The organism is Nocardioides sp. LHG3406-4 (assembly GCF_049897745.1).
In the GTDB taxonomy this organism is placed as follows: domain Bacteria; phylum Actinomycetota; class Actinomycetes; order Propionibacteriales; family Nocardioidaceae; genus Nocardioides.
The window spans coordinates 471410-484717 of record NZ_JAFCWV010000002.1; the positions used below are offsets into that span (position 1 = coordinate 471410).

At 70.8% G+C, this 13308-nt stretch carries 15 protein-coding genes; 8 read left to right on the forward strand and 7 right to left on the reverse strand.

The features are described 5' to 3' along the window. Positions 1-284 precede the first annotated feature (284 nt). Positions 285-1469, forward strand: a complete 1185-nt coding sequence (nadA, locus tag ACP7BP_RS08320; RefSeq protein WP_426244104.1) for a quinolinate synthase NadA — start codon at positions 285-287, stop codon at positions 1467-1469. A gap of 10 nt (positions 1470-1479) precedes the next feature. On the opposite strand, the gene ACP7BP_RS08325 is transcribed toward nadA, so the two are convergent. The 4 genes from ACP7BP_RS08325 to ACP7BP_RS08340 all read right to left on the reverse strand — a co-directional run bounded on the left by ACP7BP_RS08325 (position 1480) and on the right by ACP7BP_RS08340 (position 4473). Next, entirely contained in the window at positions 1480-2151 is a 672-nt protein-coding gene (locus tag ACP7BP_RS08325; RefSeq protein ID WP_426244105.1) for a hypothetical protein, read from the reverse strand. Positions 2152-2208: 57 nt separating this feature from the next. Beyond that, positions 2209-2928: a hypothetical protein gene (locus tag ACP7BP_RS08330; protein ID WP_426244106.1), complete on the reverse strand. Its 720-nt coding sequence runs from the start codon at positions 2926-2928 to the stop codon at positions 2209-2211. Next, positions 2921-3409: an RNA polymerase sigma factor gene (locus tag ACP7BP_RS08335; RefSeq protein ID WP_426244107.1), complete on the reverse strand. Its 489-nt coding sequence runs from the start codon at positions 3407-3409 to the stop codon at positions 2921-2923. Before ACP7BP_RS08335 ends, ACP7BP_RS08330 begins: the two co-directional genes overlap by 8 nt. A gap of 140 nt (positions 3410-3549) precedes the next feature. Then, positions 3550-4473, reverse strand: a complete 924-nt coding sequence (locus ACP7BP_RS08340) for a GNAT family N-acetyltransferase (protein WP_426244108.1) — start codon at positions 4471-4473, stop codon at positions 3550-3552. 63 nt (positions 4474-4536) lie between these two features. Here ACP7BP_RS08340 and ACP7BP_RS08345 point away from each other — a divergent pair, with 63 nt between their 5' ends. After that, positions 4537-5658 carry a glycerate kinase gene (locus tag ACP7BP_RS08345; RefSeq protein WP_426244109.1) on the forward strand — a complete coding sequence of 374 codons (1122 nt, stop codon included), beginning with the start codon at positions 4537-4539 and terminating at the stop codon, positions 5656-5658. Positions 5659-5723: 65 nt separating this feature from the next. Beyond that, a complete protein-coding gene (erpA, locus tag ACP7BP_RS08350; protein ID WP_426244110.1) occupies positions 5724-6086 on the forward strand; it encodes an iron-sulfur cluster insertion protein ErpA in 363 nt (120 codons plus the stop codon). 63 nt (positions 6087-6149) lie between these two features. Here erpA and ACP7BP_RS08355 read toward each other — a convergent pair whose 3' ends face one another. After that, positions 6150-6392: a hypothetical protein gene (locus ACP7BP_RS08355; RefSeq protein WP_426244111.1), complete on the reverse strand. Its 243-nt coding sequence runs from the start codon at positions 6390-6392 to the stop codon at positions 6150-6152. Between the two features lie 64 nt (positions 6393-6456). Between ACP7BP_RS08355 and ACP7BP_RS08360 the strand changes: the two genes are divergently transcribed. After that, positions 6457-7443, forward strand: a complete 987-nt coding sequence (locus ACP7BP_RS08360) for a carbohydrate kinase family protein (RefSeq protein WP_426244112.1) — start codon at positions 6457-6459, stop codon at positions 7441-7443. Between the two features lie 18 nt (positions 7444-7461). Here ACP7BP_RS08360 and ACP7BP_RS08365 read toward each other — a convergent pair whose 3' ends face one another. Further along, entirely contained in the window at positions 7462-7695 is a 234-nt protein-coding gene (locus ACP7BP_RS08365) for a sulfurtransferase TusA family protein (protein ID WP_426244113.1), read from the reverse strand. Continuing rightward, entirely contained in the window at positions 7692-8855 is a 1164-nt protein-coding gene (locus ACP7BP_RS08370; RefSeq protein ID WP_426244114.1) for a cysteine desulfurase family protein, read from the reverse strand. Before ACP7BP_RS08370 ends, ACP7BP_RS08365 begins: the two co-directional genes overlap by 4 nt. A gap of 154 nt (positions 8856-9009) precedes the next feature. Between ACP7BP_RS08370 and coxB the strand changes: the two genes are divergently transcribed. From coxB to ACP7BP_RS08390, 4 genes are all read left to right on the forward strand, one after another. Beyond that, positions 9010-9834: a cytochrome c oxidase subunit II gene (gene coxB, locus ACP7BP_RS08375; protein ID WP_426244115.1), complete on the forward strand. Its 825-nt coding sequence runs from the start codon at positions 9010-9012 to the stop codon at positions 9832-9834. Continuing rightward, complete coding sequence (ctaD, locus tag ACP7BP_RS08380) at positions 9831-11597, forward strand: cytochrome c oxidase subunit I (RefSeq protein WP_426244116.1); 1767 nt, start codon at positions 9831-9833, stop codon at positions 11595-11597. Before coxB ends, ctaD begins: the two co-directional genes overlap by 4 nt. Next, positions 11594-11992 (forward strand): cytochrome c oxidase subunit 4, encoded by a 399-nt coding sequence (locus ACP7BP_RS08385; RefSeq protein WP_426244117.1) that lies wholly within the window; start codon positions 11594-11596, stop codon positions 11990-11992. Before ctaD ends, ACP7BP_RS08385 begins: the two co-directional genes overlap by 4 nt. A gap of 109 nt (positions 11993-12101) precedes the next feature. Then, positions 12102-13304 carry an Ig-like domain-containing protein gene (locus ACP7BP_RS08390; RefSeq protein ID WP_426244118.1) on the forward strand — a complete coding sequence of 401 codons (1203 nt, stop codon included), beginning with the start codon at positions 12102-12104 and terminating at the stop codon, positions 13302-13304. Positions 13305-13308: the final 4 nt, after the last annotated feature.

Below are 13308 nucleotides of genomic sequence, written 5' to 3' on the forward strand. Positions count from 1 at the left end.
CCGGGCGGTCTTGGTTTCGAGGCTCGTCGCTGCGCTCCTCGCACCTCAACCAGCGACCTGCTCGCACCTCAATCAGCGACCTGTCGGGCGCCGGTCGCACCTCAACCAGCGACCTGCTCGCACCTCAACCAGCGACCTGCTCGCACCTCAACCAGCGACCTCCTTGCTCCTCCACCAGCGACACAGCGACCCGCTCCTCGCACCCCGACCAGCGCCACCGCGGCGATCACTGCCCGGATGGCACCGCTGGGCGCCGGGGATCTCCTCCGAACTAGAATCACGCCATGACCACCGTCGACCTGCCGCTCCTCCCGTTGGGCCGCGGCACGGACCTGTCTGCCGAGCGGGGCGTCGAGTGCCCCGGCGACCTGCCCGCCGCCTCCGACCCCGACCTGGTCGCGCGAGCCCGCGCCGCCAAGGCTGCGCTTGGGGAGCGCGTCTTCGTGCTGGGCCACCACTACCAGCGCGACGAGGTCATCGAGTTCGCCGACGTCACCGGCGACTCCTTCAAGCTCGCGCGAGACGCTGCGGACCGGCCGGAGGCCGAGTTCATCGTGTTCTGCGGCGTGCACTTCATGGCCGAGTCGGCCGACATCCTCACCAGCCCCGACCAGAAGGTCGTCCTGCCCGACCTCGCGGCGGGCTGCTCGATGGCCGACATGGCACGGCTCGGCCAGGTCGAGGACGCCTGGGACGCGCTCGCGGACGCGGGGGTCCAGGACAGCGTCGTACCGGTCACCTACATGAACTCCTCGGCCGACATCAAGGCGTTCTGCGGCCGCAACGGCGGTGTCGTCTGCACGTCGTCCAACGCCGACGCCGCCCTGGAGTGGGCGTTCGACCAGAAGCCAGACGTCGAGGGCCGCGCGAAGGTGCTGTTCTTCCCCGACCAGCACCTCGGCCGCAACACCGCCGTGCTCAAGCTGGGCATCCCGCTGGAGGAGTGCGTCGTCTGGGACCCCCGCCAGCCCTCGGGCGGGCTCACCCCCGAGCAGCTCCGCGCGGCGAGGATCATCCTCTGGAAGGGCCACTGCTCGGTGCACGGCCGCTTCTCGCCCACCGTCGTCGACGACCTCCGGGCAAAGCACCCCGGCATCAACATCCTGGTGCATCCCGAGTGCACCCACGAGGTCGTGCTCAAGGCCGACCTCGTCGGGTCGACGGAGTTCATCATCAAGACCATCGAGGCCGCAGAGCCAGGCACCACCTGGGCGATCGGCACCGAGCTCAACCTCGTCAAGCGGCTGGCCGACGCGCATCCCGACAAGAACATCGTCTTCCTCGACCGCAACGTCTGCTACTGCTCGACGATGAACCGCATCGACCTGCCGCACTTCGTGTGGGCGATGGAGTCGCTGGTCGCCGGGAACGTCGTCAACGTCATCTCGGTGGACCCGCAGACCGAGATCGAGGCCAAGGTCGCGCTGCAGCGGATGCTCGACCTGCCGGGCAAGTCGCACCGCGACTGAGCAGACCGGTTCACGCCCCCACGGCCTCGCGTTCGACCAGCACCTGGCGTGGCTCCCGCTGCGCGGCCCTGCGCCGCCCGGCGAGCAGGCCGGCGACTGCGCCGAGCGCAAGGCCAGGCAGGGCCCATGCCCAGCCAGTCAGGGTGAACCACGCCGGCTCAGACTCGGCAGCCCGCACCGGGGGTACGGCGGCCGGTGCCGGCGCCGGGGAGCTGGCTGAGAGGTCGGGTGAATACGCGTCCGCTGCTCCGCCGCCGCCCTTCAGCAGTCCCTGGAGCAGCCCGAGCAGCTGCCCGCCTGAAGCGGCTCGGTGCCAGGTGGTGGTCTGCTCGGCCCCGGGATCCATCACGCCGTCCACCATCGTCGTCTCGAGGTAGACCTGCCTGCCGTCGACGTGGATCCGGTCGGTGCGCCAGATGAGCTGGTCGTGGATCAGCCAGGTGACGTTGTACTGCTGCCCGCCCTCCCCGAACGCCGGCGGCGGCACGACCTCGGTCGTGTCGGCGACCAGTAGCTCGAGCTCGGCGTACCTGCTGTCGCTGTAGTACAGCGCGGCGGCGTCGTGGCCCGGCCTGGTGAGCAGCACGCTCGTGGGGCCGCCGGCGTGGGCGGCATGCGGCAGCCCGAGCACCGGCGCGAGCACGGCGGCCAGGGCGATGATGAAGGTCGGGAAGCGGCGCATGGTTCCTCCTCGAGGCGGGTCTGGGGTGGATACACCGCCGACGGGCCACAGGTTCCGTCAGCCGCAGGACTCCGCGATCTCGGCGGCCCGGTCCCGGCTCAGGTCGCCCTCCAGCCGCATCGTCACCCCGGCTCGCACCCAGATCAGCGTCGCGGCCGCCAGCCGTGGCGGGTAGCTCCGGGCCATCGCACCGTCGACGAGTAGGACGACCTCGTGCGGTGTGGGGAACCACAGTGCCTCGAAGCCGCCCACGGGCACGAGCTCGGCATCGAGCGAGGTCTTCCAGAACCGCGGCTCCAGCTCCCCGTCGAACTGGTCCATCCGGAGCGTCTCGGCGCCGCTGCCCCAGGTCATGGAGACCAGGGCGCGGTCGGGCGAGACCGCCACGCGATCGGGCTGCCCCAGCGCGGCCGGGACGGTCACGTCGAAGCCGGCCAGCCGCTCGGCCTCATCGAGGGACACCCGTCCCTCTGCCGCAGGCACGTAGGGCTCACCACCCACCTCCGGCAGGCCCTCCTCGACGACGACCCCGTGGAAGCCGAACCACTCGCGCACCTCGGCGCCCACCGGAGACAGCACGATGCCGAGCCCCAGCAGGCCGACGATCAGGGCCGCGAGCCAGCGCGCCCGGGCCCGCACCCACGACGTCACCGTCGAGAGCCTGGAGGGCGCCGGCTCGGCCGCGAGCCGGGCCAGCACCCGCTCCGCAAGGTCGATGGGTGGGTCGACGCGCACGGCCCGGCCGAGGTCGAGCAGCCGTGACTCGAGGTCAGGCATGACGGGCCGCCTCTCCGGCGTCGACGCCGAGCACACCGCGCAGCTGGGCCAGGCCGCGGCTCAGTCGCGACTTCACCGTGCCCTTCGGGATGGCCAGCACCCGCGCCGTCTCCGCCTCGTCCAGCTCGAGCAGGTAGCGACAGGTCACTACGGTCCGGAGCCTGTCGGGGAGCTGCCCGACGGCGCGCAGGAGTCGCTCGCGGTCCTCCCGGTCGGCCACCTCGCCGGCCGGGTCGAGCAGCTCCGCCTGGAGCACCCGGCGCTCGCGGGCGCCTCGTCGTACCGCAGCCCGGTGATGGTTGTGCGCCTCGTTGGCCACGATCCGCAGCAGCCACGGCCGGAACGGCTCGGTTGTCCTGAACCTGCCGAGCGAGCGGTACGCCTTCACCCATGCCTCCTGGACGACGTCCTCCGCGTCCGGTCCCGCGCCGAGGAGGGCAGCGGTCCGCATCGCGACAGGCGAATGACGGCGCACCAGCACGGCGTACGCGTCAAGGTCTCCCGCGCACGCCCGGGCTACCAGCAGGGCGTCGTCTTCGGTGCTGATCGTGGCTCCGTTCGGAGGTCCGACAACCTTGTCTACACCGCCCGGCGGCCCTCGGTTCCAGCCGAACGCGCTCGCTACAGCAGCGAGCCGTGATGGATGTACGGCGTCGGCGGCTTCATGCCCCGCACGCCGAGATACCCCTGGGTGCGCAGGGACAGGCCGGCCGCCAGCCCGACGTCGATGGCCCACTGGTTGGCGGCCGTGACGTGGGGCACCGACGTCTCGCCCTCCGCCTCGGCGAGCGCCGCCCACAGCAGCGAGGTGGCGGTGCGACGGTTCGAGGCTGCCAGCAGCGCAACACCGCGGTCGTCGAAGTAGGCGTAGCCCTCGCCCGTCCGGTGGTCGACGACGATCGCCCGGTGGTGTGCGAAGAGGAACTCGTGGTCGGAGCCGTGCGCCGCCCCGCGGGTGGCCCGGTCGACGGAGTTCATCAGGTCGATGTCGCCCCGCGTGGCCTCGCGTACGCGTTCGACGAACGGCACGGCGCTGCGGTCCACCTCACCCGAGAGGAACATCTGCGGGTGCAGGTCGAAGCCCGCGAGCCGGTAGCGGCGGAAGGCGCGCGGGTCGTCCGACGAGCTCAGCATGCCGCGCAGCGCGCCGCGGCTGTGGTCGAGGGCGGTGGCCAGGAGCGCCTTGCCGAGCCCCCGGCCCTGGATGCCCGGCCGCACGGCGTACGTCGCGAGGAACCACGTCGTGTCTCGCCGGTAGGACGTCGCGAAGCCGAGGAGCTCGCCGCCGCCCTCGGCCACCCAGCACCCGGCGGCGTCGCTCTCGAGGAACCGGAGCGTGCGGGTCACCCAGAGGTCGGCACGGGCCCGCGACCGCAGCCGCGGCTCCGCGGCGCCACGAGGGGCGTGGGCGCGGGCCACCTCGAGGAAGGCCTCCGCCGAGAGGTGCTCGGCCGCCGGCACGTCGGCCGGCGTCATCGGGCGGATCATCACCCCGGCGGGCACATCGGCCGGGATCGCGGGCTGCCCCGTCGTCGGGTTCGTCATCGTGAGGAGAGCCTAGGCGGGCCGCCGGCGGGTCGCATCCGCATCGTCGGGAAGGATGGGGGCATGCGCGTGCTCATCGCCCCCGACAAGTTCGCCGGCACCTTGACCGCGCCGGAAGCCGCCGCCGCCATCGCGGCCGGGTGGGCGCGTCGGGCACCGCACGACGAGCTCGACCTCGCTCCGATGTCCGACGGCGGACCCGGGTTCGTCGACGTCCTGCACGCCGCGACCGGCGGCGAGCTCGCCGCGGTGACGGTAGGTGGTCCGTACGCCGAGCAGGTGCCGGCGACGGTGCTGGTGGCCGGTGACACGGCCTACGTCGAGAGTGCCCAGGCCTGCGGCCGCCACCTGACCGAGCACGGGGGCGACCCGGAGGGCGCCTCGTCGTACGGCGTGGGCGAGCTGCTGCTGGCCGCTCGCGACGCGGGCGCGAGGACGATCGTCGTGGGGCTGGGCGGCTCGGGCACGACCGACGGCGGCGCCGGCCTGCTCGCTGCCCTGGGTGCGACCGCCGACCGGCCGCTCGACCGCGGCTGCGCCGGCCTCGCGGGGGTCTCCCGGGTGGACCTGGCTGCCGCGCGGGCGGCTGTCGAGGGGCTCGCCCTGGTCGGCGCCAGCGACGTCGACAACCCGCTGACCGGCCTCTTCGGCGCCGCCAAGACCTACGGCCCGCAGAAGGGCATCGCGGAGGAGCGGCTCCCGGCCGTCGACGCCGTGCTGGAGGAGTGGGCGGTCGCCACCGACCGCCGTACGGCGCTCGAGAAGGGCGCGGGGGCGGCGGGAGGGCTCGGCTTCGCGCTCCTGCTGCTGGGCGCCCGGCGCGAACCCGGCATCGGACTGGTCGCCGAGCAGGTCGATCTCGCGGCGCGGGCCCGGAAGGCGGACCTGGTGGTCACGGGGGAAGGTGCCTTCGACTTCTCCAGCCGCTCCGGCAAGGTGCCGTACGGCGTCGCGCAGGTCGCCGCCGACGCGCTGCGGCCCTGCGTCGCGCTCGCAGGGCAGGTGCTAGTCGGTGCCCGCGAGATGCGGGCCCTGGGAGTCGAGTCGGCCTACGCGATGGTCGATGCGGTCGGCGAGGAGAGATCGTTCACCGACCCCCACGGGGCGCTCGCCGACCTGGCCGAACGGGTGGCCCGGACCTGGTCCACGGGGTGGTCGGGCGGCTCCGGCCGACTCGGGGAATAACCCCCGATGTGCGACCATTGGAACGAGTAGCACCGCTCCACCCTCAGACCCCCCAGGGAGATCACATGACCGAGCAGCTCGAGACCACCGAAGAGCGCCGTACCGACCAGATCAACCTGAGCCCGGTCGCGGCTTCCAAGGTCCAGAGCCTCCTCGAGCAGGAGGGTCGCGACGACCTGGCCCTGCGCATCTCCGTCCAGCCGGGCGGCTGCTCGGGCCTGCGCTACCAGCTCTTCTTCGACGAGCGCACGCTCGACGGCGACGTCACCACCGACTTCGACGGCGTGACCGTGGTCGTCGACCGGATGAGCGTCCCCTACCTCAACGGCGCGATGATCGACTTCGTCGACTCGATCGAGAAGCAGGGCTTCACGATCGACAATCCCAACGCCACCGGGTCCTGCGCCTGCGGCGACTCGTTCCACTAGTCCCCGGTCACCAGCAACGAAAGGCCCCCGACCAGCAGGTCGGGGGCCTTCTCGCGTCCCGGGTCAGTCCAGGTGCAGGTGCAGGGAGCCGGCCAGCCGGGCCGCCGCGTCGCTGATCGAGATCTCGCGCTTGGCGACCTCGCGCGGGAAGTCCTCGAAGCGCAGGCTCGGCGCCTCGCCGACCGCGGCCAGCGCGGCTCGCTCGAGGCCGAGCGCGGAGACGACCACCCGGGCGTCGTCGCGCATCTGCGCGGGCGTCGACAGCTCGTCGTACACGCAAGGGGAGTCGACGGCCGGCTTCGTCATGCCCCCGACGCTAGGCGTTACCGATTGGTACTCCAAGGTGGGCGCGCGGGTAGGGTCTGCGAACATGTCGCTGCTCATCGCGGGCTCCATCGCCACCGACCACCTGATGTCCTTCGCGGGCAAGTTCTCCGACTCGCTGGTCGTCGACCAGCTCGACAAGCTGTCGGTGTCCTTCCTCGTCGACGACCTCGAGGTGCGCCGCGGTGGATGCGCCGCCAACATCTGCTTCGGCCTCGGCAACCTCGGCCTCAACCCGGTGCTCGTCGGAGCGGTGGGGGAGGACTTCGGCGACTACCGCGCCTGGCTCGAGCGGCACAACGTCGACTGCGACTCGGTGCACGTCTCCACGACGAAGCACACCGCGCGGTTCGTGTGCACCAACGACCAGGCGATGGCGCAGATCGCCTCGTTCTACCCGGGTGCGATGAGCGAGTCGCGCGAGATCGAGCTCGCGCCCATCATCGAGCGCGTCGGCCCGAGCGACTTCGTGCTGATCGGCCCCGACGACCCTGACGGCATGCTCCGCCACACCGACGAGTGCCGGCAGCGCGGCTACCGCTTCGTGGCCGACCCGTCGCAGCAGCTGGCGTTCGGCGACGGCGAGCTGATCCGCCAGCTCATCGACGGCGCCGAGATCCTGTTCTCGAACGAGTACGAAGCGTCCCTGATCACGCAGAAGACGGGCTGGAGCACCGACGAGGTGCTCGACCGCGTCGGCACGTGGATCGTCACGCTCGGACCCCAGGGGGTGCGCGTCGACGGGCGCGGCCGGGAGTCGATCAGCGTCCCCGCGGTGCCCGAGATCGAGAAGGTCGAGCCCACCGGCGTCGGCGACGCCTTCCGGGCCGGCTTCCTGGCCGCGCTCGCGTGGGGTCTCGACCACGAGCGCGCCGCCCAGCTCGGCTGCCTGGTCGCGGTCTACGTCGTCGAGCAGATCGGCACGCAGGAGTACACCCTGTCGCGCAGCGACCTGCTGAAGCGCTGCACCGAGACGTACGGCGAGCGGGTGTCGGCCGACTTCGAGCCGCACCTGAAGACGATCCATCCCTAGGTCACGCCTAGGTCACCCCTAGGCGCTGCGCCGCACCAGATAACGCGGCTCGCCGTCCTCGGCGGTGTCCTCGCCGGCGTACTCCTGACCCCGCATCCGGCACCAGGCCGGCACGTCGATCCGCGCCGCCGGGTCGCGGGTGACCACGCCGACGACCGAGCCCACCTCCACCTCGGCGATGCGACGGGCGAGCTCGATCACCGGCATCGGACAGAGCATGCCCCGGCAGTCGATCTCCAGGTCGGGCGTCACAGCCCGACCCGCGCTCTCAGCTCGGTGACGACGTCGGGCAGGGCGGCCAGGAAGGCTGAGACGTCCGCGTCGGTCGTCCCGCGCCCGACGGCCAGCCGGACGTTGCCGTGCGTGAGCGCGCCCATGGCGGCCAGCACGTGCGACGGCTCGAGGGTCGAGGCCGTGCAGGCCGACCCGCTGGCGATGCCGAAGCCGCGCCGGTCGAGCTCGTGCACCAGCGCCTCGCCGTCGACGTACAGGCAGGAGAAGGTGACCAGGTGCGGCAGCCGCCCGACCGGCTCGCCGACGACCTCCACGTCCGGCAGCTGCGCCACAGCCTGCCGGATCCGCTCGACGAGCGCGTGCTCGCGGGCGTTGCGCTCGTCGCGCTCGGCCACCACGGCCTGCAGCGCGGCGGCCGCGGCCAGGGCGCCCGGCACGTTCTCGAAGCCGCTGCTGCGCTCGTCGACCCGGTCGTCGCCCGGGAAGGGGTTGCGCCAGCGGGCGCCGGTGCGGACCAGCAGCAGCCCCACACCCGCCGGCCCGCCCCACTTGTGGGCCGAGCCGGCCGCCACGGCCCAGCCGTCGGGAAGGGGGAGGCGCCCCGCCGACGCGCAGGCGTCGACGAACAGGGGTACGTCGGTGCTGGCCGCGATGTCCGCGACCGGCTGCACCGTGCCGACCTCGTGGTTGGCGTGCTGCACGGCGAGCACCCCGACGGGCTCGCCGGCTTCGGCCAGCGCCCCCATGACGGCCTCGGGGGTGACGAGTCCCTGCGGTGTCACGGGGACGACCCGCGTCGGCGACTGGGCCCAGCGGGCGGCGTGGATCACCGCGGAGTGCTCGACGGCCGAGTGCACGAGGGTGCGGCCGGCCCGTTCGCGGCCGCGCATCAGGCCGAGCAGGCCACGGTGCACGGCGTCGGTGCCGCTGGCGGTGAACGTCACCTCGCCGGTGCGTACGCCGAGGCTGCCGGCGACGGCCTCGCGGGCGTTGCCGAGGAGCAGCCGGGCCGTCCGGGCTCCGTGGTGGAGACGGCGCGGGTCGGCGTACCCCTGGTCGATCGCGGCGAGCAGCACCTGGCGCGCCGCGGGGTGCAGCGGCTCGGACGACGCGGCATCCAGGTCTGCGTAGGTCCCACCCCCGGTGGGGGAGGTCTCGTCCCGGGAGGGAAAGGTCACAGGCCGAACCTACCGGGCCACCCGCTCGCTCCTGCCGGTGCCGATTCGGATACTGTTCGACTCATACGTGATTGACCGAGAGAGAGGCTCGTTCGTGGGTCTGCAACTCCCGTCGCGGGCAACTGCGCCGCTCAAGAGGGCCGCAGCTGCAACCGTGCTCGGACTCGCCCTGCTCACCCTCAGTGGGTGCGGCGATGCCTTCGAGAAGGACCAGCTCGCCAGGATCGGGATGCCCGAGCCCGCGACCGAGACTGCGCCGTTCACCCTCGAGCTCTGGCAGTGGGCGTGGGTGGCCGCGATCGCCACCGGCGTCCTGGTGTGGGGCCTGATCTTCTACACGGTGTGGCGCTTCCGCCGCCGTCACGACGACGACATCCCGGTGCAGACGCGCTACAACCTGCCTCTGGAGATCTTCTACACGATCGCGCCGATCATGATGGTCGTCGTCTTCTTCTACTGGACCGTCGACGTCCAGAACAAGCTCGTCGATCTCGACCCCGAGCCCGACCTGACGGTCGACGTGGTCGGCCAGAAGTGGTCGTGGACCTTCAACTACACCGACCAGGGCGAGGGCGGCCGCACGCCCTACACCGCAGGCAGCGGCTCGCAGATCCCCACGCTCGTGCTGCCCGTCGACGAGACCGTGCAGTTCAACCTGCAGTCGCCCGACGTGGTGCACGACTTCGGCGTCGACGCGTTCCTGTTCAAGATGGACGTCATCCCGGGCCGCATCAACCGGTTCCAGGTGACGCCCACCAAGATCGGCGACTACAACGGCAAGTGCTACGAGCTCTGTGGCACCTACCACGCCCGGATGATCTTCGACGTCAAGGTGGTCAGCAAGGCTGACTACGACGCCTACCTGGAAGACCTCGCCGACGAGGGCTTCATCGCCGACCAGCCCCTCCTGGGCGGGGCCGACGCGCGCACCCAGGCCGGGCTCGAGGACGACGCACACGAAGAAGGAGGCAGCGAGTGACCACCACGGACGCCCGCGTGGGCACCAGTGCCCCGGGCCGCAAGCCGCTGGGCCAGCAGGTCGTGCGCGTGCTCACCACGACCGACCACAAGCTGATCGGCAAGCTCTACCTCGGCACGTCGTTCGCCTGGTTCCTGATCGCCGGCGTGATGGCCATGCTGATCCGCTCGGAGCTGGGCTTCCCCGGCCAGCAGATCGTCAACGAAGAGGTCTACAACCAGCTCTTCACCATGCACGGCACCATCATGCTGCTGCTGTTCGCGACCCCGCTGTTCTTCGGCTTCGGCAACGTCATCATGCCGCTGCAGATCGGCGCTCCCGACGTGGCGTTCCCGCGGCTGAACATGTTCAGCTACTGGCTGTTCCTCTTCGGCGGGCTCATCGCCGCCTCCGGCTTCCTCACCCCCAGCGGCGCGGCCAGCTTCGGCTGGTTCGCCTACACACCGCTCTCCGATGCCGTGAACTCGCCCGGTGTCGGTGGCGACCTATGGATCATGGGGCTGTGGATGGCCGGCCTCGGCACGATCTTGGGTGCCGTCAACTTCATCACCACGATCATCTGCATGCGCGCACCCGGCATGACGATGTTCCGGATGCCGCTCTTCGTCTGGAACACCCTGGTCACCAGCCTGCTCGTGCTGATCGCGTTCCCGATCCTGGCCGGCGCGCTGCTCTCGCTCGAGGCCGACCGGATGCTCGGCGCCCACGTCTTCGACAGCTCCCACGGCGGCCCGATCCTGTGGCAGCACCTCTTCTGGTTCTTCGGGCACCCGGAGGTCTACATCATCGCCCTGCCGTTCTTCGGCATCGTCTCCGAGATCCTGCCGGTCTTCAGCCGCAAGCCGATCTTCGGGTACGTCGGCCTGGTCGGCGCCACGCTCGGCATCGCGATCCTCTCGGTGGCCGTGTGGGCGCACCACATGTTCGTCACCGGCGCGGTCGACCTGCCGTTCTTCTCCGGCATGACCTTCCTCATCGCCGTACCCACAGGCGTGAAGTTCTTCAACTGGATAGGCACGATGTGGGGCGGATCGGTGTCCTTCGACACCCCCATGCTGTGGTCGATCGGCTTCCTCACCACGTTCCTCTTCGGCGGCCTGACCGGTGTCATCCTGGCCAGCCCCCCGCTCGACTTCCAGGTCTCCGACTCCTACTTCGTGGTCGCGCACTTCCACTACGTCGTGTTCGGCACCGTGGTGTTCGCGATGTTCGCCGGGTTCTACTTCTGGTGGCCGAAGATGACCGGGCGGATGCTCGACGAGCGACTCGGCAAGGTGCACTTCTGGCTGCTGTTCGTCGGCTTCCACACCACCTTCTTGGTCCAGCACTGGCTCGGTGTCGAGGGCATGCCGCGACGCATCGCCGACTACCGCACCGAGGACGGCTGGACCACCCTCAACCAGGTCTCCACGATCGGGGCGTTCCTGCTGGGTGCCTCGACGCTGCCGTTCCTCTACAACGTCTACCAGTCCCGCAAGTCGCCGAAGGTCGCCGTCGACGACCCGTGGGGCTGGGGCCGCTCGCTCGAGTGGGCCACCTCCAGCCCACCGCCTCGCCACAACTTCGTGACGCTGCCGCGGATCCGCTCCGAGTCGCCCGCCTTCGACCTGCACCACCCCGAGGTCGCCGCGATGGAGCTCGAGGTCAACGATGCCGAGCGGGAAGGCAGGGTGGCCGACGCGCCCGACGTGGAGGGTCGCAGAGAGATGCTCGAGGACCGCACCGGCACCGATATCGACAACGGAGAGGGTGACAACCGATGAAGGTGGAAGCCTGGATCTTCATCATCACCACCATCTTCCTGGTGCTGGTCAGCCCCGCCTACTGGGTGATCACCGGTGACTGGACCGGCACGTCCGCGCTGACGATGGCGACGCTGCTGACCTTGATGGTCTCGCTCTACCTCGGCTTCCACGCCGCGAAGATGGAGCCGCGTCCCGAGGACCGCAAGGACGCCGAGATCGCTGATGGGGCAGGCGAGCTGGGCTTCTTCCCGCCGTACTCCTGGTGGCCGCTGTGGTGCGGTGCCACGCTCGGGCTGATCGTCTTCGGCGTCGCCATGGCCGAGTGGTGGCTGGTCATCATCGGATTCGCCCTCGGCGCCGTGGCGCTGAGCGGCTGGATCTTCGAGTACTACCGCGGCGAGCACGCGCACTGAACCACCCCGCCCGGTCGGGGTCAGCGACCCGCGATCTGGCGATCAGGTAGATCGTGGGGTGCCGGGTTACTCTGGGATCGATCCACGATCTCGCCTGGGGGAGTCACGCATGTCCGCAGCCGTTCCGCGCCGTCGCCGTGTCCTGGTGGCCGCACTCGCACTCGCACTCGCACTGACAGGTCTCGCTGCCTGTGATGCGACCGACTCGATCACCGGCGAGCCCGATGCCGCCCCGGCGCCCTCCTCGTCCCCGCCCGCGCCGAAGGTCAAGCTCGCGGCGGCCCACAAGGACGGCCTGGCCATCGACCAGGGCCTGGTCTTCACGGCCCAGCAGGGCACCCTGCGCAACCTCAAGGTGTCGTCCCCGGAGGGTCCGCTCCAGGGCGAGGTCGGGCCCGACGGGACCTCCTGGACCGCGACCGGGCGCCTCGAGCCCGGCACCACGTACACCGCCTCGGGCTCGGCTGAGCGCAGCGACGGGTCCACGCAGAAGGTGCACGCCAGCGCCACCACGAGGGACCTGACCCTCGACCAGCAGACGTTTCCCTCTGTCGCGCCGTTGCAGGGCGAGACGGTGGGCGTGGGGATGCCGGTCGTCGTGACGTTCGACATCCCGGTGACCAACAAGGCTGCGTTCGAGAAGCACATGGAGGTCACCAGCACTCCGGCCCAGCCCGGCGCCTGGCACTGGCTGAGCGACCAGGAGGCGCACTGGCGTCCCCGCAGCTACTGGAAGGCCGGCACCGACGTGACCGTCGACGTCGACATCAACAGCGTGCCCGCCGGCGGCGGCGTCTACGGCCAGGAGAGCCGCCAGGTCGCCTTCCACGTGGGAGACGCCGTGATCAGCAAGGTCAACGCGCAGACCCACCAGATGCAGACGTTCATCAACGGTCAGCTGGCCAAGACGACGCCGATCACCACCGGCAAGGCCGGGTTCACCACCCGCTCGGGCGTGAAGGTGATCATGGAGAAGTTCCGCAGCCGCCGGATGAACTCCGAGACGATCGGGATCGCCAACGACAGCTCCGAGGGCTACGACCTCGACAACGTCGAGTACGCCATGCGGGTGACCTACTCCGGTGAGTTCCTGCACGCCGCTCCGTGGTCGGTCGGGTCGCAGGGCTACGCCAACGTCAGCCACGGCTGCACCGGCATGAGCACGGCCAACGCGAAGTGGCTCTACGACCGGTCCAAGCGCGGCGACGTCGTCGAGTACACCGGCACCGACCGGCCGATGACGCTCGACAACGGATATGGCGACTGGAACGCGTCGTACGCCGACTGGAAGGCCGGCTCGGCGCTCTCCTGAGGCT